The organism is Bacillus sp. D386, assembly GCF_006346415.1.
The window spans coordinates 158,778-179,462 of sequence record NZ_VEMV01000001.1 but is presented as its reverse complement, the minus strand read 5'-3'; the positions used below and the strand labels follow the sequence as shown (position 1 = coordinate 179,462).

Here is a 20,685-nt window from a genome sequence, read left to right as displayed (position 1 = left end):
GGCATTATTTTTTTTATAATATGATTGGTGATTCGAGCTGTTTGAATACTGTTGCCAAGACCACACTATAACTTTATAGGTCTTTCCATCCTTGTACATATTTTTCCCCTTGATAACCCCAACATTTACTCCAAACATCAAGACAAGCACTGGGGGTACTAACCCTGTTTCTGAAAACGTGTTTGTACATAATCTTCCTAACTCACAGTCTTTTTTAGCTGTTTCTTCATCCCCACACTATATAGCTAATAAATCAGAATATATAAAGTTAAGGGGGGAGCAACCAATGTATTCGCGAACTATATCCCTTCTCTGAATGTTTTAACAATAGAAGCAGTACTAGTAAATATGATTAGGGAGAAGATAATTAGTAAAAAGTGTGAGGTCATTTTTTAAAAATGATTCTCCTTTTAGGTGCTTTCATATACAAATTAATATGGCTATGCCTTCATAGCCAGTTATACTCTGCTGTTTAATAAAAGTGTTTAAAAAAATATAGAAGGGGAGAGTCCATTGTACAAGCAGATGAAATGGTTATGTCTGTTAATGGTTGTTATGGTTATTAGTTTTAGCTCTGTCAGTCCCTTGAAAAAGGACGAGGCTTCTAATGCCGCTGGAGGAAGCCAGTTAAGCTCTAAAATCGCCAAGGTGCTAAGCCATCCTGATTTAAAAGGTGCCAGTATTGGAATAAGCGTGAGAAATGCATCTAATGGAAAAATAATATACAAGCATAATGGGGATACCAGATTAAGGCCGGCCTCAAGTATGAAGTTAGTTACCGGTGCTGCTGCTCTTCAATTACTTGGAGAAAACTATCGTTTCAAAACTGAGATCTATACAGATGGTAAACAAAAAGGAAGTACCTTAAAGGGAAATATTTACATCAGAGGGAAGGGGGATCCTACTCTAGGGGAGAAGGATCTAGACAATATTGCTTTAGCTCTAAAAAAGAAGGGGATAAAGAAGATTAAAGGAAATCTTGTGGCGGATGATACATGGTATGACCAAATCCGATTATCATTGGATATGCCATGGAGTGATGAGCAAGAGTATTATGGTGCTCAAATTTCTGGATTAACCTTTTCCCCCAATGCTGATTATGATGCAGGTACAGTGATTATACAAGTCAAGTCTGGCAATAAAGTAGGTAAAGCCGCCTCTGTAACCATGACTCCAAAGACGGATTATGTGAAGATATCGAACAAAACCAAAGTTGGTAAGGTTAACAGTAAAAATACTGTTAAGATACATAGAAAACATGGCAGCAATGGAATTACTGTCACCGGGAATGTCCCTCTAAATTCCGGTACTACAAAAACATGGATTTCTGTATGGGAGCCTACTCGATATACCCTTGCTTTATTTAAAAGATCTTTAGAAAAGCAAGGCATTAAAATTACTGGGAATTATACAGCCGGAAAAATACCAGCTAAGCCTACAAAGCTTGCCACCGACCATTCACCTAAATTGGGTACGATTCTTGTACCATATATGAAGCTTAGTAATAATACAATATCTGAGGTTCTTGTAAAAGAAATGGGCAGGGTAAAAGGAAAAGTGGGAAGCTGGGATAAGGGATTATCAGTTGTTGAGGGCCAGTTTGTCGATTTGGGGATTGGAAATGATGCCATACTTATGAGAGACGGTTCAGGGTTGTCTCATGTTAGTATGATCTCAGCTAACGCATTAACAAATTTACTTTATAAAGCGCAAACCAAACCATGGTATAAAACATATAAGAATGCACTTCCAGTAGCAGGTGATAGTGATCGAAGTGTAGGAGGGACATTAAGAAACAGAATGAAGGGCACAGCTGCACAAGGTAAAATCATAGCCAAAACAGGTACGATTTCAACGGTCAGTAGTTTGACGGGATATGTAAAAGGAAAGAAGGGGAATAAATACGTTTTCTCCATCATTATTAACAATGCCAAGAAAGAAAATCAGCTGAAGAAAATTGAAGACGAGATGGCTGTCATTCTGGCTAGCAATTAGAAAGAACAATCCAATTAAGTAGGACCTGCACTATTATGAGCTCAAGACCATCTAACCTTGGTGCAGGTCATGCTGATATCTGAATTAGTTTTGTATTTTATAGTAATCTATAAATTATTTGAAATCATGAGTATAAAGTGATGAAGATTCTTAATAGGAAGATCATTGGTAATAAAATGATAAATTTTGTCACGGAGTATTTCGATAGTCCTTCAATAACTAAAATGGCAAATACGGCATATATGGTTATAAGCAATCCGAAAATCCAGTCATTAAAGCCAAAGTTCAACTGTAAAAAGGTTATGCAGATAATCGCTAAGAAATGGAGACCGTCGTACTTATCTCTGTTCAAAAAAAACCGCTCCTTTCCTTTATAGTCTATTCATGATGTAGGAATGGGAACATTTTAAAAACATCATTAAAACAAATAAACATGTAACTGACGTCTTTATTCTGAGGCACATTCGTTCCTTTAAACTGTACACTATGTCAATTGTATTTTTATAAACATAAGGGGGAGACCTATATTAGGTATTACCTTATACTATAAAGTTAATGGCAAAGGTATACCTCCTATTTTTGTAAAATTCATTGGTACATAGAATAATGCTAATTAGTTGGAATCCTTTTACTTAAAAAGCGGCATTTAGCAATTCTAAATGATAATTTTTGATGATAAAATCAATAAATAAGTTTCACTTAATTATTGAAAAAATCAGAATACATGTTTAAGAATATGCTGATGAATTATGAGGAGGAAAGAGAATGCTTTTGCCTTCTGTTGTACTTGCGGTGATCGGTATATTACTCATGATGAGTGGGAACTCGATTAGAAAAAAAGGAAAAACGTCCTTTATCGCAGGGAATAATGAAGTCTTTATTCCGAAGAATGAGAAAAAATTGGCTGAAAGAATAGGGTGGCTATTGGTTTTATTTGGTTATGAAACCGTTGCTTTTCCCATCTTTTTTTATTATATAAAAATCCTTGAAGGATACCATTTCGCAATATTGGCAATTCTTCATTTGGCGATTGTTTTTATTTTTATGCTTATGGATCAATTCGAAGCAGGGAATTCATAAGAAGATATGCCTCTTGGAGTACTCCTTTTTAAAACTATTCATTACAAAAACATTGACTTAGCACATTAGACATATCGACAATGGGATGGTTTTTGCAATTCCGCTAATCTCATCCTTAATCATTAACAGAGTTGAAACAAAAGAATGTCGCAATAAAAGGAGTGGAATTTTCACTCCTTCTTTTAATTATTGGTATTATTTTAAGTCTCATTTTGCTTAAATGTAGATTGTGTGAGTGTTTGAGTAAAGTGCTGATAGGCTAAGAGAGAGGAAATAATAACTCCTGATAGTAGTATGCTGGAATAAATAAATTTTGTCCCCACATGATCAGAGAGTATCATTAAACCTGCACTTGCCATTACACAAGCCAAGACCGAAAAATAATAAGCATGAGTCTTTGGATTTTTAATACCAATATAACTGGCTAAGATGAGGATACTAATGAGACATATCAACATAATAGCAGGAAAAAACGGCTGGAATTTTGCAGCATAAACCAGGTAATCTAATTTTGATACTTGATCGGCATGTGAAATTCTTTCTGCTGTAAGCATAGTAAATGGAGTGGACCACCGCCATTCGAAAATGTCATCTCGGAGAGCACTTCCTTCATAGAAAGCGGCCATTGTTGATAAACATAGCAATAACAATGAAGCTGAAAGCGGAATAATGGTTTTCAGTTTCATTTTGTATCCCTCATTTTTTATAGTATGGATCATGTAGTTACCAAAAAATATGACTGGAATCTTCAATTGTTAGCAAACTCTGAAAAAATATCTTATAATCATGTGAAATCCAGCTCAGGAAAATCAATATAGGGATTTCGATTTCCTTGGAGTTTAAAAATTGCCCAATTTCGATGTTTTTCATGAAGAGAGACCGGATGGTTGTTGTGCCATTTTTTGTATAGGTCGATATCAATCAATGACATTTTTTCTTGTATAATTTCATCAGGATACCTCATTAAAAAATATAAGCATGCTCGTGCTATTTCACCTTTGCCATTTTCAGGCTCAAACCTTTGATTGCCATCTCTTTTTCCGCAAAAGGATTTTATGACTTCTTTATAAGCTCCAGGTTTGTAGTCTTCAAAATCATAATAAGGAATATTACTTCTGAATGAATTACAATCTTTTTCACACGTAAATAAATGATGAAGATCTCCAACCATGGGGTGTCTTTTCTCAAACCACGATTGTGGAATGACATGTTCAATATTGAATTGGAGAGACCGCAATACGGACTCAATCAATATATTTTTATGTTCATGAAGCACTCCGAAATCCTTACTCAATACTTGTATCATTTGGTCGATTGCCGCATCTTCCAGCAGTTTATCCTGAGCAATTACATCACTGGGATTTAAGCTTTGGTCGGAATATATGCTTTTTATTTGACCATCTTCACGCAAATCTACCCATGAATGGAGCGCTTTTCTGCTGGTTGAATAGGAGAGCTGGGGATTATGAGTTCTTGTCAGCAATTCGGTCAGCTCCGAAACTAAATTGTCATTTGAAAAGTCATCCAGTGGAAGGTTTTTGTAATACATATCAATAATGCTCTGGTCCTCTTTTTCATCGTAATAAATTTCATTAATCATGTCTGTAACTAGCTGGAATTCAATTTTCTCTGTAGGTTGTTCCTGAAGTTGGCGGGTAAGGGGTTGTGTAACATGAATAATAGAGTCATAGCATACATTAAGAGTTTCCTTTATCAAACGGTGTGAGGGATTTTTATGGAATAAAGCTAGCAAAAAATGGACGGTATCCTGCAAGATTATTTCATAGGAATGAGAAAAAGACGGATGGATTCTTTTTTTCATCAGCTTCACCTCTTTATTTTGATAATATCAAGTGTGGAAACAAATGTAAATAAATGATGGTTACAGATTATCTAGAGGTTAAGAAATATATGATTTCAGTAGAATGATTATAAGATAATCATAGAGTGAATATTAACAAAAAGGGTGAAGAAATTCTTCGAATAATAAAATTTTCTATAAATCAATGTATAATATATCGTTTAAAGTTAGAATTAGCTATTGTATACGAGGGTAGAACTATTTATTACATAATGTAATCATTATTCCAATATTGTAGTTATATTTAAAAGAAAATTCTAAATATAATTACTTTTTATATCCTTCCATATATAAGAAGACAACTTTTGGTAAACCGTTTATACTTTTAAGTACTTAGCAGAAGGAGTTGGTATTTATGGTTACAAGCACTAGTTTAGAAGTAGAAGAAGAGATTAAGGCTATACAAGCTGAACATGAAATGTTAGAAGACACGCCTGAGGATTTCTTTGAAAAAGCTCCGTATCACTACAAAAATAATTACGGTGTAAAATTTGCTGCAATCATTGAAGAAGACTCTGTATTATTTACGAAGGATGATCAGGATTGGGGAAATAAGCTTTTAAGATTCTCAAAAGGTCAAGCTGAAGAAGCTATTATTCAATTAAAAAAAGAACAGATAGGTAAACTTGATAGAGAATCGATTAATATGCATAATCCAATGAATCGAATTTTAATCAGTATAGGAGAAACTCTTTTTTTAGCATCTGTATTACAGACTGCACTTGAAAAATGGCGCAGTCCCAAAAAATAAATATTTGAATATTACTATTATAACGAAATAATACCTCTAGTCTCATAGACTTGTCTATGGGGCTTTTATTATATCGGCCGATGTTAATTTATCATGAACTATAAAAAGTGCTTTTTCTCTTTTGGCTTATTTAATACTCTGATTATCGTTTGTTTCACAAAGTCCCTTACTGAAAGATTCAGTATGATTAGACTATGTATCGTCTTTTACCGCTGCTCCTTCATTTATTAAAAATATTTGTATATCTAGCACCCAAGAGGAAATAAATGTTAGAAGTGATAAATGCTTGATCAAACGCTAGCAGGAAGCGAAAAAATTATAGATATGTTCGGTATCTGATAAATGGAAATGTTTACGGATATTACTTTTGGGCATACATCTAATGTAAAATACTCTAAAATTTGAAACCATGAGTGTTGCTGTACGTAATGATAGTATATGTTAAATAACTAAAGGATGAAAAATTTGTTACATTATAAAATCTATAGTCAACAACATAAAGAATGGGTTGTTTTAGTACACGGTGCAGGAGGTAGCTCAACTATTTGGTACAAGCAAATTCGAGTATACCGTAAGCATTTTAATGTGTTGGTCGTCGATCTTCGCGGCCATGGTGATTGTGAGATTGAGAACAGTCCAACTAAATATACACTTGATTTGGTTAGCGAAGATATTTTAAATGTTTTAGATGAAGTAAAGATTGATAAAGCTCACTTTGTAGGAATTTCACTGGGGACAATGCTGATTCGTCAGTTAGCTGAGACGAACCCTGAAAGGTTTCATTCGATGGTACTTGCAGGCGCTGTAATACGTATTACACCAAGGCTGCACTTTTTACTTGGTATCGCAAATATGTTTAAGAAAATAATCCCATTTATGTGGTTATATAAACTATTTGCCTGGATTTTAATGCCGAGAAAAACCCATGAAACTTCACGTCATTTATTTGTTCAAGAGGCGAGAAAAATTAAGCATAGAGAATTTTTGCGTTGGTTATCACTAACTGGTGATATCGCAAGCTATTTATTGAAAATCAATGAAAAAGATACACATATTCCTACATTATATATTATGGGAGATGAGGATTATGTGTTTTTAGAACCAGTGAAGCGGCTAGTAAAAAAACAATCATCAAGTCAGTTAGTCATATTAAAGGATAGCGGTCATGTATGTAATATAGATCAAGCTGCCCAATTCAATGAGATATCCTTACAATTTTTATTGGCGCATTGAAATAACAAAAAGCCAAAGTTGATGATAGTAAAGCGATTGGCATATATATCGATTAAACAATTCATTTACTAAAATAATCTTAATTCTTTTACATCGGTTATTAAACCTTTTAGAGTGATGTGGTAATCTCTCTAGAAGGTTTTTTATTTTGGACTGTGAATGGGTGTGATGAGAGAATATAGTCCACTCTCCTCTTAATATTAGTACTTGTTTTGTATATATTGAATATAAACCCAATTATTCATCATAGGTTATTATATAAACCAATCAATAAGTTTTTTAATCCAGTATTGAGGGAAAAGAGAGATAGATAGAGAGATGGGGGTATACAGAATGTCTAAGATAGAAATCCCAGAACTTCAAGTGGAACAATCCTACCTACAGTTCATCTTCCCCTTTCAAATAAAGGACTCACGGAGTGAGGGCTTGGTTCAGCAGTTAATAAAAGAGCAGTGGGAGTTTTTTGATTTAAGAGATACAAGTCAGGATTGCAAATTTTATGGAGATATACGAGTATCTCATGAACGCATGGAGAAATTTTTTCTTCCTAATATGGAGCCCATTTTATTTCCCCCAACTATAAAGGATAAAAATGCATTTCGTCGCTTTAGTAAAATTATCAATCAAAAGGGTTGTTTACAATCCAAGTATTTAGAAACTGATTTTATATTAGTATCTTTTGATATCTTTGTTTGTCCGTATAATATTGGCATTATGAATATGCGAATTAATTTGCCTGATCATATGAGCTATAATGATGTTCTTCATTTTATAGACTTATTCAGACAACTAGATAAACCGCATGATATAGTTATTAGATTAAATGAAAAAGAGTATTCTGAAACAAAAGGAATTATTTTCAATGAATATTGTCCATGGCTGGAGGATCATTTATCAAAGAAAGAGCATACAACCTATTTTGGCAGTTTGCCATTTTTTATAGAAGAACGTATGCAAGTTTACTACTATTTAGCTTTCGAAAAGAATACCCTCCTGGATGAAATTTCTTTATACAGAGCCGCTTTGATTAAGGGATATGATAGGGAAGGACATCCCTATGCCGGTGCTAAATCGGAGGCATACATCCATCGCTTTTGTGATCAGCATGTATATGATCGATGGGGCGATTCTTCCTATTATATAATCAGTAATTATGCATTTGTCTGTCTATCAAATGAATGTGAAGAGAAAAGTAAATTTATTGCTGAGCGTATGTATGGAGAAAATTTTTACACAAATATTTTATTCTTTTTCAATCGACTCCTCTTATTAGAATTATCGTATGAGAATTCCCAGCTGAGAGTGGATGATAAAAAAGGTTCTATTGAAAAGCTTATCATTCGAATCACGAATTTTTCTGCACAATTTTATCAGCCTGAAGTACATAGCCGGATTTTTGGGAAAGAAATCTATTTAAAAATGAAAGATATTTTTCATATGGATGAGCTTTATAATCATGTGAACCGAACACTTGGCAATCTCTATAAAAACCACGAAAAGCTAACAGGGAAACGACATGAATATTTACTTACGTTTTTAACTACATATACGGTTATTTCGGGAATTTACGGCATGAATCTGGTCATTGAACAGGATTGGAAAGGGAATATTAACTGGTCCCAGGCTGCTTCCTATTCCTTCTTTGAATATATCGCTTTATTTGTAGCATTATCCGGAATTGCGTTGGGTGGAGTGTTAGGAATCGTAACAGTCTATAAATGGATGAAGGAAAAAATAAAATCTAAGAATGATTGAGCAGGGGAATGGCAGATGATTGTAGAACCTAACAAACAAAGGAATTATAAGGAGGTGTGAGTTTGAAAAAAAGTCTAAGCTTTATTTTATGTATCCTCCTGTTGGCAGCATGCGGGCAAGAACCCAGTCCAAACAAAGGAAGTGATGATAAACCAGTGAATATAGATAAGAGTACAAATCGTATCAATGATGCAAGTTTAACGTCAAGCTTAGTCCAAAAGAACAAAGTCGAAAATGATTACTTATTTGTATATACAGTTGAAAACGAGACAGCGAAACCGATTAAATTAACGTTTAACAGCGGCCAAACGTTTGATTATATTTTAAAGGATCAAGCGGGAAAAACAATCATCCAGTATTCAGAGGGAAAATCCTTTATACAGGTTATTACTGAAAAAGAACTGGTTAAAGGAGCGCAATTAACGCATGATATCCATTTGAAAGACCTTGAACCTGGAGAATACACTCTAGAAGCATGGTTAACAGCCAAAGGGGTGAAGGATGACTCAAGGAAAAAAATTCAGTTCAAAGTAGACTAACGAAAGGAGGGTACCAATTTATATTATATTTGGATACTCAACCTTCAAATCAATGTAAAAAAATAGCCCAATCATATTTTAATTTTATAATATGATTGGGCTATTTTTTTTATGATTCAATTCCTAATGATTCTACCTTATACAACTATCAAGCCAGACACATTCGTGTTCATTAAATAGTTAGTTTTGTGTTTCTATCTTCTTCTTAGCAGCACGTTTTCTCGGTTTAGATACTTTAGCCAGATATAAAGCTTTATTATTTATTACATCTGTGAACCCGCTTAGCATCATTTGAGCGGATAAAATGGTTAATCCTAAAAATAGGATAGGTATAAGTGGTAACCAGGGATACCCGATCAGATTATCGTAAGCTTGGCCAATCAAACCTGACCATTCGTGAGAAGCTGAGTTAGCATTTCCATCAGAATCCTGTAATGTACCGCCAAAGAAAATTTTTAGTACTCCTAGATGAGCTAATACAACGAGTACTTGTATGTACTGCTGAATCAAAATAATAACGATATTTTCTTTTAAATGAGGAAGTATATGTGTCTTTAATTTATGTAGTTTACCGCCACCTAACACCATAGCAGCCTCCATGAATTCTTCTTTATGAAGTTTTTTTATTTCATTAGCTTGATAGATAGCCAATGTCGGTACAGCATAAAAAGTTAGAATTGCTATTTCAAAAAAGCTCTTTCCCAAAATGGAAAAGGAGAACCATCTCCTCCATAGACAATTACACTGAATAGAACATAGTATGCTACTAACGTTAGTGGAATCACCGTAATTGGATCAAATATTTTTTCGTACCAACGAATATACTTTTGGCAATATACTCCTAAAAAAGCGCCAAATATTAAGGCAAATAAAACCCGTAAGATAGCAATGAGAAAAGCAATCCCTATCGTAAATTTTGCACCATGTATAATCATATGAAGTAAATCTCTGCCACCTGAATCTGAACCAGCTATAAACCCATGTGTAAATGGCTGGTAAGGAGGAGAATCTACTATATTCGCTTGATCATCCATATATAGAGGCACAGTTCTAATCGTACTATCGTTAAAGAGTGTATTAGCCATACTCAAAATCAATAAGATAAATACAAATAAAAATCCAACCATAAATGTTTTATTTTTTAGCAAAAGTTTAATCAATCGCTTCACCTCTTACAACCGGGGGAATTAACCAATCGCATATACGATAAATAAGATATAATGGCAAATAAATCATCAGTATACCGATTACAAATATTTCGGGTGATTTTCTAAAGATAAAATAGATAATCCCTGTCATATTGAACATATACTCCAAAATAACCAAATTAGATATAACAAACCAAATCGCCGTTTTGGAATAGTGGTATAAACTGAATAATACATTTTTAAATATATGAATATTAAATATGTATAGTGGCTTCATTCCCTTAGTTACAGCATATTCTACATATAACTTCCCTTGTTCTTTCTCAAATTGCTGTATTAAAAATTTAGTCAACAGTAAGGTTAAAGGCAAACTAAGACATACAATAGGGAGAAAAAAGGCCCGATCATCCCCCGCGGAAGCTACGTTTAATAAGAGCGTACCTGTTTTTTTAAAAAACATAATAGTAAGAAATTGAAGTGCGATTATATAAAATATATCTGGTAGGGACTCAATAATCGTGAGAAACCACATAATCTTACCTTTAATTGTTTGAAAAACTAATAGGATTAGGTAAGTTAATAAGAATGCAAGTATGGTTGAAATTAAAAGTGATGCAACAATCAGTAGGACTGATTCTTTATAATGGTAGAATATTTGTGGAAAAACTGGTCTTTGGATGCCCATCCCATATGTGATATCTAGAGGGTGTAATAACGATAGAAAAGTGTTTTTGATTTCTACTAAGAAAGCAAAAAAATTAACAGAAATATCTCTGAAGAGTGTTGGCAATGCACTAACGCAGATAATTACAAAAATGGCTATAAGCACTTCTGTTATCATTACTGCAGTTTTTTTGAAAATTAAAATAAAATCATCTCCTTTTTATCCTAATTTTTGGATATGATTTTATCATAATTATATCTATCTTTTTTGTCTATAAATTATTTTTGTTTCCAGAATACGAATCTTTAAGTCTATTTACACGAATATATGGTTATTTAATAAAAGGAAGTTTGTTAAAAATAACTGAGAGGAAGTGATTAATAATAAAAGGTTTCTGCCCATATTTTTGCTTATTTTTCTTGTAACGTTAGTAAGCTGTTCTCCAAAAAAAGAAACCGAAAATAATAAACCAAAAGAAACCATAATGAATCAAGAATGGCAAGTTCGTAATGAATATAAATTTTATTAACGGTAAATCCAGAACCTAATCTAATAGCAGGTAAACCATTTGGGTAGGTATTCCATTTTACTGCCCCTTTTAAAACCTTTGAAGGTAAAGAATTAGCTATATATGCCTATCATAAAGAAACAGAAGAGAAGATAACGGCTCTAAATCCAATAAGAATCAAAGAATCGTCACCGGGTTATTCAAAATTAGAGCGTTTTACAGTTAATTTTGAAGTTCCTCAAAGTGGGTTATGGCGTTATGAAGTTATATAAGACAATGAGTTTTATGCAGACGTTGTTTTTTTAATTAAAAATAAATAGAGTAATAGATTTAATAGCGGCATTGATTCAAGGCGAATTACTGCCTTTTTTCGATGAATTCTTACAGGGGTAAAGGGCAGTTCTTCGGAAGAAAGAAGGACTTTCTATTTTATCTGTCGAATAAATTTAAATTATATGTCGTGAAAAGGAATGGTCTATATGAAGTTAATTAAACAATTTATTTTAAAACGTCCTGCTGAAAAAAGACTTACTTATTTTTATGCTATGGTTGTGACGGATGAACAGGTGTGGCTACTTCGTGATAAAAATAATGGCGACTTATTACTATTAGAAGATGAAGGAGAATATCATTTTTTGCTTCCAGTTTGGCCAAGCCGAAGTTTTGCTGAAATAGAGGCTGCTAAAATAGATCATAATTCATACGAAGCTTTTAACGTTCCATTAACTACATTTTTAGATGATATACTTGTTGATATTGAAAATGACCGTGGTATTGCGGTGATTTTTCCTAACGGGAAAGATTCGAACATTCAATCACGTGATGAAATTAAGGAAATGATTCGTAATCTATAGGATAGGTTGTTCCTACTGGCTGGGTAGGTTAAATGAATAATAAATGGAATTATTTTGTACTGTGAAAGGGGAATAGGATTGTGATTTTTAATTATAGTGATTTTATTAGTCTATCTCTTTGACTTTGTAAAACTGAGAAAGCAAAATGAAATAATAATCGCACAAAACGAAAAAGTTATTGCCCTATTGGAGAAAATTGAAAATAAGTAGTATATATTTTGCGGCTTGCGGAGGGATATAATTGGGGTTTTAATAGTTCTTTTATATTGGATATACTATTTTCCTTGTCAGGTTAAATTCAAATAAAAGAGGATACCTAGCCTCTATAATAGACTTGGTATCCTCTATTCTGCACACTCTTTTTCATATAAGAGAAATTATGCCCGTTTCTCAAATAATTGTACAAGTTCTATGATGACTTCGGTGGCTTTTTCCATACTTTCAACAGCTACATATTCATATTTACCGTGGAAATTTTCTCCTCCGGCAAAGATGTTAGGAGTAGGCAGGCCCATATAGGATAGTTGGGAACCATCTGTACCGCCGCGAATTGGTTTAACAATTGGTTTAATGCCCAAGTTTTCCATGGCTTGATGGGCGACATCGACTATTTCCTTTACAGGTTCAATTTTTTCTCCCATATTATAATATTGATCATTCATATCTAATATAATATTTTCTTCGCCGTATTTAGCCTTGTATTTTGCAACAAGGTCTTTCATCGTCGCTTTTTTGGCTTCAAATTTTTCACGGTCATGATCGCGGATAATATAAGCGGCATGAGTACGTTCTACATCACCGTTTAACGATAGGAGATGATAGAAGCCTTCGTAGCCTTCTGTATATTCGGGTGATTCTTCTTTTGGAAGCTCATCATTGAAATTCACGGCAATCTTTAAGGAGTTGACCATTTTATTTTTAGCGGATCCTGGGTGGACATTGGTTCCTTTAAAAGTCAATTTTGCCCCTGCAGCATTAAAGCTTTCAAATTCAAGTTCACCAATGGGACCGCCATCCAGTGTGTAAGCAAAGTCAGCATTAAAACGCTCCACATCAAACTTATGAGGGCCTCTGCCAATTTCTTCATCCGGTGTAAAAGCGACACGAAGTTTGCCGTGCTTAATTTCCGGATGTTTAATTAGGTAATCCATTGCCGTTACGATTTCAGCGATGCCTGCTTTATCATCAGCACCAAGCAGAGTAGTGCCGTCAGTGGTAATAAGTGTTTTACCTATATACTCTTTTAGCTCAGGAAAGTCTTTCGGTGATAGGATGACATTAAGATTTTTATTAAGCGTAATATCACCGCCATCATAATTCTCTACGATTTGTGGTTTTACATTCTTACCGGTAAAATCAGTAGCCGTATCGACATGAGCAAGGAAGCCGATTGTTGGTACTTCTTTTTCTGTATTCGCGGGAAGGGTGGCAAATAAATAGCCATTTTCATCAAGTGTTACTTCTTCCATTCCTATTGTCTGCAATTCATCTTTTAGAAGATTTAAGAGGTCAAATTGCTTCTCTGTAGAAGGGCATGTTTGACTGTTTTCATCGGATTGGGTATCAATTTTTACATATGTAAGAAAGCGTTCAACTAATTTTTTATTCATCAGATTCATCTCCTTCTGTATTCCTATTATAACGAAAGTTTTATTGATCAACAAAAAGTTATTCGAATTTTCTTTAGGTTAATATTTCCGTACAGAGGTAATTTTATTTATTTCGGGTATTCTTATATAATGGGGATGGAAAGAAAGAAGGGATCGATACAACCATGTTTACAATTGGAAGCCGCACAGTTAAGACAGCGATTGGCGCGATGATTGCCTTGGTTATTGCTCAAGTTTTGTCGCTGGAAAATACAGCAACCGCTGCAGTTATCACCTTATTAAGTGTTCAGAGTACACAGCGCAGAAGTATACAGATTGCATGGCAGCGGTTTGCAGCTTGTATACTTGGGATTTTATTGGCTGTATTGATATTTGAAGGATGTGCTTATACAGCTGTTGCAGTAGGTTTATTATTATTTATTTATATACCGGTCATGGCTAAGCTGGGGCTTCAGGACGGTATTGTACCTGGTTTTGTTATTGTCATGCAATTATACATATCGCAAAATATTACGTATGAGCTTATTTTAAACCAAATCTGCATCGTATCGATTGGAATTCTGGTCGCTCTTTTGTTCAACTTATATATGCCAAGTGTTGAAGGTGAGATTAAGAAGATTATAAAGGAGCTAGAAGGAAATTTTAAAGTGATCTTCTTGCAATTCGGTCAGTTTATTCGGAAGAAAGAACGTGTTTGGAATGATGAATACATTATTAAAACAAAGAAGCTAATCGAAGTGGGTATGGAATTAGCCAAGAGAAGTGAGGAAAATTCCTTTTTTAAAAGAGACTCCTATTATTTGCAATACTTCACTAAAGTGCATCAGCAATTCCAAATCGTTGAGCGAATGGCTCCTTTAATCATTCATCTGCCTACAACATTTGAGCAGAATGAAATGGTAGCTGACTTCGTAGATGATTTGGGTGCAAATATAGAAGACCGGAATCGTCTACTGTTAAAATTACAGAATCTAAGAGGTAAGTTTGAGAATATGGATTTACCAAAAACAAGGGAGGAGTTTGAAACTCGTGCTGCCCTGTTAATCTTGATCAATAAAATTGAGCAATTTATCGAAATCCAATCGTAGTAAAAGAACGTGCTGTTTTCAAAACAGTTCGTTTTTTTTGTGTGGAAGAAAGGTATGGCGTCTATAATATTGCTGCTTCTGACCGTAAACTTTCACAGTATTCATGCAACAATTTCCATCCATCTTCATATCTTTTAAATCTCTGTACAAACAGTTTAACAACCTCTTTCTTTTCACCATCCATTTCAAATGTTACCCAAAATAAAACAATGACCTCATCCTCAGACGCTGGAGTAGTATGTAAAATAGTAAAATTCCATTTTGGGTTATGTCCGCAATATTGTTCAAAAGCTTCTGCCCATCCTAGGCAAGCCTCCTTATATCCCCAATCTGAAACGACACCATCCGCATTTGCCCAACGAACAGATAAATTCAGAGAAAGCTTGGAAATCATCAATTCAGTATTACAGCTATTCCATATAGATTGAAATTCAAGAAAGAAGGACTTAAAATCCTCAATAAGTACTGACTGATTCAAATTGGAACCTCCTCGTCAAAGTAAAGATGGAGCCTCTTTAATACTATTCTATACAATGGATATATTTCCCTTTTATCAATAAGAGAAACTATTTTGTATGAGAGCATTTTATCATTCATTTTGAAAGCATGTGTTTAAAAATGCAAAAAGCGCGTCTATGTTGCTAAAAGAACACAAAAGTACAATATAGATCAAGCTTTGCTCTTTTTCAACAAATATATGGTGTATTGAATTAATTCATGTCAAAAAGGAGCGAACGATTCATTTGCTCTGCAGATGGTAATTAATTGAAAATGGAAAATAGATGGAATATACTGAAAGCGTTCACAAAATGATGGATATAAATGGAGGGAATTAAATGACCACTACTATAAGCTCTAATATTAGTCCCAAATTAGCAGAGTTTCTAAAAGGTACAAAACAGTTATATATGAATGGTGAATTCGTAGACTCAGTATCTGGTAAAACATTTGAAACAATGAATCCGGCTACTGGTGAAGTTTTGGCTGTGATTTCAGAAGCGCAATCTGAAGATATTGATTTAGCTGTCAAAGCTGCACGTAAAGCATTTGATCAAGGACCATGGAGAACAATGAATGCTGCAGAACGCAGTCGTTTAATATACAAATTGGCAGATTTAATGGAAGAAAACAAGCTGGAGTTGGCTCAATTGGAAACATTGGATAACGGGAAGCCTTTCCGTGAAACATCTAATGCAGATATTCCATTAGCCATTGAACACTTCCGCTATTTTGCAGGTTGGTCGACTAAAATCATGGGACAAACCATCCCAGTAGCCGGTAATTTTTTTAATTATACAAAACATGAACCAGTTGGAGTGGTTGGCCAGATTATCCCGTGGAATTTCCCATTATTAATGGCTGCCTGGAAACTCGGAGCGGCACTTGCTACCGGGTGTACAATCGTATTAAAACCAGCAGAAAACACACCTCTTTCTGCATTATACCTGGCACAACTAATTAGTGAAGCTGGATTCCCGGATGGAGTCGTCAATATTGTCCCAGGATATGGTCCGTCAGCAGGACAACCATTGGTCGATCATCCAATGATCGATAAGATTGCCTTTACGGGTTCGACTAAGGTTGGTAAACAAATTATGAAATCAGCTGCTGATACGCTGAAACGCGTAACATTGGAACTTGGAGGAAAATCGCCGAATATCATTCTTCCGGATGCAGATTTATCAAAGGCTGTTCCGGGTGCATTAATGGGTATCATGTTCAATCAGGGGCAAGTTTGCTGTGCAGGCAGCCGTTTATATGTCCAAAAGAAAATGTATGATAATGTCGTTTCTGATTTAATAACGTGTGCCAAGGATATTAAACAGGGTAATGGGTTAGAAGAAGATACAACGATGGGCCCGCTTATTTCCGCCCAGCAGCAGTCCAGGGTAAAAGGATATATTGACCAAGGTGTTGAAGAAGGAGCCGAAGTGTTAATTGGAGGGGATATTCCATTTGATAAAGGCTATTTTGTATCACCGACCGTGTTTGCAGATGTAAACCATAGCATGACAATAGCAAAAGAAGAAATATTTGGACCTGTTGTAGCGGCCATGCCATTTGATGATATTGATGATCTTATACAAAAAGCCAATGACAGCAACTACGGATTAGCGGCAGGTGTTTGGACACAGGACTTGAAAAAGGCTCATCAAATCGCACATAAGTTACAAGCGGGTACGGTATGGGTAAATACCTATAATACATTTGATGCGGCTTCTCCTTTTGGAGGGTACAAACAATCCGGTATTGGTCGTGAAATGGGAAGCTATGCACTCGATAACTACACAGAAGTGAAGAGTGTATGGATTAATATGGACTAAGATCTTTAAGAAAGCAGTGTGGTTATGGACGGTAATCACACTGTTTTTCCTTATTTGGTTAATCAGTCAAATAAGAGCATAAATAAGCCCCATAAAAGTCAGAGCTATGTCTGTCTTTTATGGGGTGATTTTATTTATTAAGAGCTTAGCTTTTCTTTAAAGATGGCTCAGTTTGAATTTTTGCAAGGTCTTTTGGTTCTTCCTGTTTAAAGATACTTTGTAAAACGAATGTCTGGATGATCAAGAAGATTCCGCTTGTTATCCAATAGAGCGGAAGAGCAGCCGGAGCCGAAAAAGAAATGAACATAATCATCATAGGTGACAAGAGTCCCATTAATTTCATTTGATTCTGCTGTTCAGGCTGCATTTGGCTTGAGCTGACTTTGAATTGGAGATAGTAAATCAATCCGGCAATTAACGCCATGATCATGTTCGCCTCGCCAAGACTAAACCAAAGGAAGTCATGGGTTGCAATTGTATGTGAGTCCCTAATGGCATAATAGAATCCCATTAATATCGGCATTTGAATCAGCATTGGTAAGCATCCGATATTGAGAGGATTTACGCCATGCTTCTGATAAAGCTGCATCATTTCCTGTTGAATTTCTGCTTTCTTCGCTGCATCAGTTGTTTGTTTTAATTTTTCTTGTATAGCTTCCATCTCAGGCTTTAAAACTTCCATTTTCCGTTTCATATCAGCTTGAGTTTTATACTGTTTAACAGTCAACGGCATGAGCAATAATTTAATCAGCAACGTAGCCAAAATAATGGCGAGCCCATAATTCCCCTGAAATAGATCTGCATTAAATTCCAGTAAGGATAATAAGGGAGAGACAATAAAGTGTTGGAAAAAACCGTCTCCGTTAGAATTGGCTGAACATCCACTCAACAACATTCCTGCGAATAAAACACCTATTAATTTTTTCAATCCATTTCCTCCGATCATGTATTTGTTTATACGATGGGATGGAAATGGCTGCTTTCTTTATCTCCGGGGTTTACCTTAATACGAAATAAAGTGAAAAAGCGTTGAATATGGCGTTTATCTATAATTGGCTGTTTCTTATTGCTTTTTAAAATCGGTTGATTCGTTCCTTCTTCATAGTGGTTACTGAAAAGGACTTTATTTTGCTTATGCACTATGAATAAGGCGGCTAACGGAAAGACAACCGAGAATAAAAAGGCAATTATTAATGTCTGCTGTATGACATCATAATCGTATTCAATTATTAATCCTATCATGGCTGGCAACTCTCCGTTAAAGATTTTCAAATTATGAAGTGATTTGTTATGGATACTATACCATTAAATGAATGCCAGGGATAGAAGAAGTTCTCTTATTAAGTGAGAAGAGACGAATAAGAAGGGAATAAAGTTTTAGCTGAGAGGTGAAACAGTTTTTTGATTGATATTTACTTATATAAACAAAGGTGTTAGCTACCTTAATCATTATGCTGCAAGACCAAAATAAAGTTTAATAAAAGGATTTAACAATATTTTAATCGAATAAATATAGATGCATATAAAAGAGTCAGAATTCGAAGGGAAATTTCTTTGTGTTTACTAGAATTAAAGAAGGGGGAGATAGATTTGGAAATAGATATATCAGGTGCAGGAATAAATTTTGGGCTATTTTGTATTGGAGTTGGATTAGCTTTATTGGGGCATTACATAGGTAAAGGACTCATAAATTTTCGTCAGTCTAAAAATGTAATTGATTACAATGTGTTTTTAAAAGAAAGTGACCTAGCCTATGTTTTTAAATTAAATAGGAATGAAATAAAGGCTTTATTGACTGAATATCAGGATGTCCCTAAGCTGGTATTAAACGGAACTACCTATTATCCTAAAAATCAATTAATTGAATGGATTTCATCCAAGAATTTTAGCAGTTAAACGGACGGTTTAAGTAAAAAAAGAACAAACGGCTGGTTTCCCAGTCGTTTGTTCTGTTATTTATAAGCGAATAGACTCTATCCTAATAAAAATACTTATATAGAAAGTAAGCAATCACACCGTAATAATGGTTACCTCAATATTTCCACGCGTTGCTTTAGAATAAGGGCAAACCTGGTGGGCCATATCAGCATATTTTTTAACTTCTTCTTTATCCAAACCAGGGATAGAGACATCTAAGCGGACAGCCAGTTTAAAACCGCCATCTTCTCCATCTTTACCAATCGTTACATTAGACGTGACCGTTGTATCTACTTTTTTTCGATCCTTACGTAATACGAGGTTTAATGCACTGTCATAACAAGCAGCATATCCTGCTGCAAACAGTAATTCTGGGTTTGCAGCTTGTTCTCCGCTACCTCCCAATGCTTTTGGTTGCCTCACATCTAAATCTATAATCCCGTCTTCAGATTTTACATGTCCTTCACGACCGCCTGTGGATGTGACGGTTGCTGTATATAATGGTTCCATCAAACCAACTCCTTAATTAATGATATATAGCACTTTTCCCTATTTTGGTTTTATTAAACAGATTGTCAAAAGAATAGGTATTAATTATTATGAAAATATTTCCTTTTTTATCTAGACTACATAGAAAAGCTAGGTATATAATAATGGTGAAAGTAAATTTATGGGAAGTAGTGTGTATATGTATGGAAACAGAAATGCTAACTATTTTTGATGAATCAGGTTCCGCGATTGGGGTAGCCACACGCGATGAAGTCCATAATAAAGGATATTGGCATCAAACCTTTCAATGTTATGTGGTTGGAAAAGAAAATCATGAAGAATATATGTATCTTCAACTTAGAAGTCATTTAAAAAAAGATTTTGCTAATGTTTACGATATAACTGCAGCGGGACATATTCTTTCAAATGAAACGGTAGCTGATGGTGTAAGAGAAGTTAATGAGGAACTTGGATTAAATGTTACCTATGATCAACTAAACAGCCTTGGTATGTTTCCTAATGTAATAGAAACAGAGACAATCAAAGACCATGAATTAAGTCATGTTTTTCTTTATGAAATGACAGAACCTATGGAGACTTTTATCCTGCAGCCGGAAGAAGTATCTGGAATGGCAAAAGCTCGATTATATGATTTTATTTCTTTTTACAATGGAGATTCAGATCATTTGGAGATTGAAGGCTATAAGCAGGATTCTAGCGGAGGTAAAACCTGGTTTAAGGAGACAATAAGTAAGGACCGGTTTGTACCGCATTCTAAGCAGTATTTTGTTAGCGTGGCAGAAGCTATTTGCTCTAACCGGAAAGCTTAAATCGAGGAAGTGCTTAGAAAAGATAAACGATCGGTAGCA

General features: G+C 34.7%; 22 protein-coding genes. 11 read left to right on the top strand and 11 right to left on the bottom strand.

Features of this window, described 5'->3' with window-relative positions; genetic code table 11:
- The first annotated feature begins 513 nt into the window (after nt 1-513).
- Nucleotides 514-1,995 carry a D-alanyl-D-alanine carboxypeptidase/D-alanyl-D-alanine endopeptidase gene (dacB, locus tag FHY45_RS00865; RefSeq protein ID WP_225983682.1) on the top strand — a complete coding sequence of 494 codons (1,482 nt, stop codon included), beginning with the start codon at nt 514-516 and terminating at the stop codon, nt 1,993-1,995.
- A 124-nt stretch (nt 1,996-2,119) separates the two neighbouring features.
- Here dacB and FHY45_RS00860 read toward each other — a convergent pair whose 3' ends face one another.
- Nucleotides 2,120-2,347, bottom strand: coding sequence for a hypothetical protein (locus FHY45_RS00860; protein ID WP_139063780.1), 228 nt, complete (start codon nt 2,345-2,347; stop codon nt 2,120-2,122).
- 413 nt (nt 2,348-2,760) lie between these two features.
- Here FHY45_RS00860 and FHY45_RS00855 point away from each other — a divergent pair, with 413 nt between their 5' ends.
- The gene (locus FHY45_RS00855) at nt 2,761-3,075 is read left to right on the top strand and encodes a hypothetical protein (RefSeq protein WP_066100008.1); all 315 of its coding nucleotides are present in this window, start codon (nt 2,761-2,763) and stop codon (nt 3,073-3,075) included.
- Nucleotides 3,076-3,275: 200 nt separating this feature from the next.
- On the opposite strand, the gene FHY45_RS00850 is transcribed toward FHY45_RS00855, so the two are convergent.
- Nucleotides 3,276-3,761, bottom strand: coding sequence for a DUF4306 domain-containing protein (locus FHY45_RS00850; RefSeq protein ID WP_066100001.1), 486 nt, complete (start codon nt 3,759-3,761; stop codon nt 3,276-3,278).
- Between the two features lie 98 nt (nt 3,762-3,859).
- Nucleotides 3,860-4,897 (bottom strand): endonuclease I family protein, encoded by a 1,038-nt coding sequence (locus tag FHY45_RS00845; RefSeq protein WP_139891174.1) that lies wholly within the window; start codon nt 4,895-4,897, stop codon nt 3,860-3,862.
- Between the two features lie 394 nt (nt 4,898-5,291).
- Between FHY45_RS00845 and FHY45_RS00840 the strand changes: the two genes are divergently transcribed.
- The 4 genes from FHY45_RS00840 (at nt 5,292) to FHY45_RS00825 (ending at nt 9,214) form a co-directional block, all read left to right on the top strand.
- Complete coding sequence (locus FHY45_RS00840; protein ID WP_066099998.1) at nt 5,292-5,687, top strand: hypothetical protein; 396 nt, start codon at nt 5,292-5,294, stop codon at nt 5,685-5,687.
- A gap of 465 nt (nt 5,688-6,152) precedes the next feature.
- Nucleotides 6,153-6,920 carry an alpha/beta fold hydrolase gene (locus tag FHY45_RS00835; protein WP_066099995.1) on the top strand — a complete coding sequence of 256 codons (768 nt, stop codon included), beginning with the start codon at nt 6,153-6,155 and terminating at the stop codon, nt 6,918-6,920.
- Nucleotides 6,921-7,253: 333 nt separating this feature from the next.
- Nucleotides 7,254-8,675: a hypothetical protein gene (locus tag FHY45_RS00830; RefSeq protein ID WP_066099991.1), complete on the top strand. Its 1,422-nt coding sequence runs from the start codon at nt 7,254-7,256 to the stop codon at nt 8,673-8,675.
- A gap of 62 nt (nt 8,676-8,737) precedes the next feature.
- The gene (locus FHY45_RS00825; RefSeq protein ID WP_066099988.1) at nt 8,738-9,214 is read left to right on the top strand and encodes a BsuPI-related putative proteinase inhibitor; all 477 of its coding nucleotides are present in this window, start codon (nt 8,738-8,740) and stop codon (nt 9,212-9,214) included.
- A gap of 180 nt (nt 9,215-9,394) precedes the next feature.
- Here FHY45_RS00825 and FHY45_RS20390 read toward each other — a convergent pair whose 3' ends face one another.
- Genes FHY45_RS20390 through FHY45_RS00815 form a run of 3 tightly spaced genes read right to left on the bottom strand, consistent with a single transcriptional unit; the run spans nt 9,395 to nt 11,203 of the window.
- Complete coding sequence (locus tag FHY45_RS20390; protein ID WP_180349907.1) at nt 9,395-9,865, bottom strand: hypothetical protein; 471 nt, start codon at nt 9,863-9,865, stop codon at nt 9,395-9,397.
- A gap of 29 nt (nt 9,866-9,894) precedes the next feature.
- Complete coding sequence (locus tag FHY45_RS20385; RefSeq protein ID WP_180349906.1) at nt 9,895-10,374, bottom strand: hypothetical protein; 480 nt, start codon at nt 10,372-10,374, stop codon at nt 9,895-9,897.
- Nucleotides 10,367-11,203: a peptide ABC transporter permease gene (locus tag FHY45_RS00815; protein WP_139891173.1), complete on the bottom strand. Its 837-nt coding sequence runs from the start codon at nt 11,201-11,203 to the stop codon at nt 10,367-10,369. Before FHY45_RS00815 ends, FHY45_RS20385 begins: the two co-directional genes overlap by 8 nt.
- A gap of 810 nt (nt 11,204-12,013) precedes the next feature.
- On the opposite strand from FHY45_RS00815, the gene FHY45_RS00810 reads away from it, so the two are divergent.
- The gene (locus tag FHY45_RS00810; protein WP_066099981.1) at nt 12,014-12,388 is read left to right on the top strand and encodes a DUF2750 domain-containing protein; all 375 of its coding nucleotides are present in this window, start codon (nt 12,014-12,016) and stop codon (nt 12,386-12,388) included.
- A gap of 377 nt (nt 12,389-12,765) precedes the next feature.
- Here the strand turns inward: FHY45_RS00810 and pepT are convergent, their stop codons facing one another.
- Nucleotides 12,766-13,998: a peptidase T gene (gene pepT, locus FHY45_RS00805; protein WP_139891171.1), complete on the bottom strand. Its 1,233-nt coding sequence runs from the start codon at nt 13,996-13,998 to the stop codon at nt 12,766-12,768.
- A 164-nt stretch (nt 13,999-14,162) separates the two neighbouring features.
- On the opposite strand from pepT, the gene FHY45_RS00800 reads away from it, so the two are divergent.
- Entirely contained in the window at nt 14,163-15,086 is a 924-nt protein-coding gene (locus FHY45_RS00800; protein WP_066099977.1) for an aromatic acid exporter family protein, read from the top strand.
- Between the two features lie 61 nt (nt 15,087-15,147).
- Here FHY45_RS00800 and FHY45_RS00795 read toward each other — a convergent pair whose 3' ends face one another.
- The gene (locus FHY45_RS00795) at nt 15,148-15,564 is read right to left on the bottom strand and encodes a hypothetical protein (RefSeq protein WP_139891170.1); all 417 of its coding nucleotides are present in this window, start codon (nt 15,562-15,564) and stop codon (nt 15,148-15,150) included.
- Nucleotides 15,565-15,922: 358 nt separating this feature from the next.
- On the opposite strand from FHY45_RS00795, the gene FHY45_RS00790 reads away from it, so the two are divergent.
- A complete protein-coding gene (locus FHY45_RS00790; protein WP_066099972.1) occupies nt 15,923-17,410 on the top strand; it encodes an aldehyde dehydrogenase family protein in 1,488 nt (495 codons plus the stop codon).
- A gap of 145 nt (nt 17,411-17,555) precedes the next feature.
- Here FHY45_RS00790 and yidC read toward each other — a convergent pair whose 3' ends face one another.
- Entirely contained in the window at nt 17,556-18,338 is a 783-nt protein-coding gene (gene yidC / locus FHY45_RS00785) for a membrane protein insertase YidC (protein ID WP_306821532.1), read from the bottom strand.
- A gap of 26 nt (nt 18,339-18,364) precedes the next feature.
- Nucleotides 18,365-18,652 (bottom strand): hypothetical protein, encoded by a 288-nt coding sequence (locus FHY45_RS00780; RefSeq protein ID WP_139891168.1) that lies wholly within the window; start codon nt 18,650-18,652, stop codon nt 18,365-18,367.
- A 348-nt stretch (nt 18,653-19,000) separates the two neighbouring features.
- Between FHY45_RS00780 and FHY45_RS00775 the strand changes: the two genes are divergently transcribed.
- The gene (locus tag FHY45_RS00775; RefSeq protein ID WP_257468933.1) at nt 19,001-19,306 is read left to right on the top strand and encodes a DNA-binding protein; all 306 of its coding nucleotides are present in this window, start codon (nt 19,001-19,003) and stop codon (nt 19,304-19,306) included.
- Nucleotides 19,307-19,420: 114 nt separating this feature from the next.
- Here the strand turns inward: FHY45_RS00775 and FHY45_RS00770 are convergent, their stop codons facing one another.
- Nucleotides 19,421-19,837, bottom strand: coding sequence for an organic hydroperoxide resistance protein (locus FHY45_RS00770; protein WP_139891167.1), 417 nt, complete (start codon nt 19,835-19,837; stop codon nt 19,421-19,423).
- A gap of 143 nt (nt 19,838-19,980) precedes the next feature.
- Between FHY45_RS00770 and FHY45_RS00765 the strand changes: the two genes are divergently transcribed.
- Nucleotides 19,981-20,646: an NUDIX hydrolase gene (locus tag FHY45_RS00765; RefSeq protein WP_180349905.1), complete on the top strand. Its 666-nt coding sequence runs from the start codon at nt 19,981-19,983 to the stop codon at nt 20,644-20,646.
- The last annotated feature ends 39 nt before the right edge of the window (nt 20,647-20,685 follow it).

Bases quoted from the DNA above. Each gene is read 5' to 3' on its own strand.
- FHY45_RS00810 (WP_066099981.1), top strand. From the start codon at position 12,014: ATGAAGTTAATTAAACAATTTATTTTAAAACGTCCTGCTGAAAAAAGA.
- FHY45_RS00845 (WP_139891174.1), bottom strand. From the start codon at position 4,897: ATGAAAAAAAGAATCCATCCGTCTTTTTCTCATTCCTATGAAATAATC.
- FHY45_RS00840 (WP_066099998.1), top strand. From the start codon at position 5,292: ATGGTTACAAGCACTAGTTTAGAAGTAGAAGAAGAGATTAAGGCTATA.
- FHY45_RS00790 (WP_066099972.1), top strand. From the start codon at position 15,923: ATGACCACTACTATAAGCTCTAATATTAGTCCCAAATTAGCAGAGTTT.
- pepT (WP_139891171.1), bottom strand. From the start codon at position 13,998: ATGAATAAAAAATTAGTTGAACGCTTTCTTACATATGTAAAAATTGAT.
- FHY45_RS00850 (WP_066100001.1), bottom strand. From the start codon at position 3,761: ATGAAACTGAAAACCATTATTCCGCTTTCAGCTTCATTGTTATTGCTA.
- FHY45_RS00815 (WP_139891173.1), bottom strand. From the start codon at position 11,203: ATGATAACAGAAGTGCTTATAGCCATTTTTGTAATTATCTGCGTTAGT.
- FHY45_RS00770 (WP_139891167.1), bottom strand. From the start codon at position 19,837: ATGGAACCATTATATACAGCAACCGTCACATCCACAGGCGGTCGTGAA.
- FHY45_RS00765 (WP_180349905.1), top strand. From the start codon at position 19,981: ATGGTGAAAGTAAATTTATGGGAAGTAGTGTGTATATGTATGGAAACA.
- FHY45_RS00780 (WP_139891168.1), bottom strand. From the start codon at position 18,652: ATGATAGGATTAATAATTGAATACGATTATGATGTCATACAGCAGACA.
- FHY45_RS00830 (WP_066099991.1), top strand. From the start codon at position 7,254: ATGTCTAAGATAGAAATCCCAGAACTTCAAGTGGAACAATCCTACCTA.
- FHY45_RS00800 (WP_066099977.1), top strand. From the start codon at position 14,163: ATGTTTACAATTGGAAGCCGCACAGTTAAGACAGCGATTGGCGCGATG.
- FHY45_RS00855 (WP_066100008.1), top strand. From the start codon at position 2,761: ATGCTTTTGCCTTCTGTTGTACTTGCGGTGATCGGTATATTACTCATG.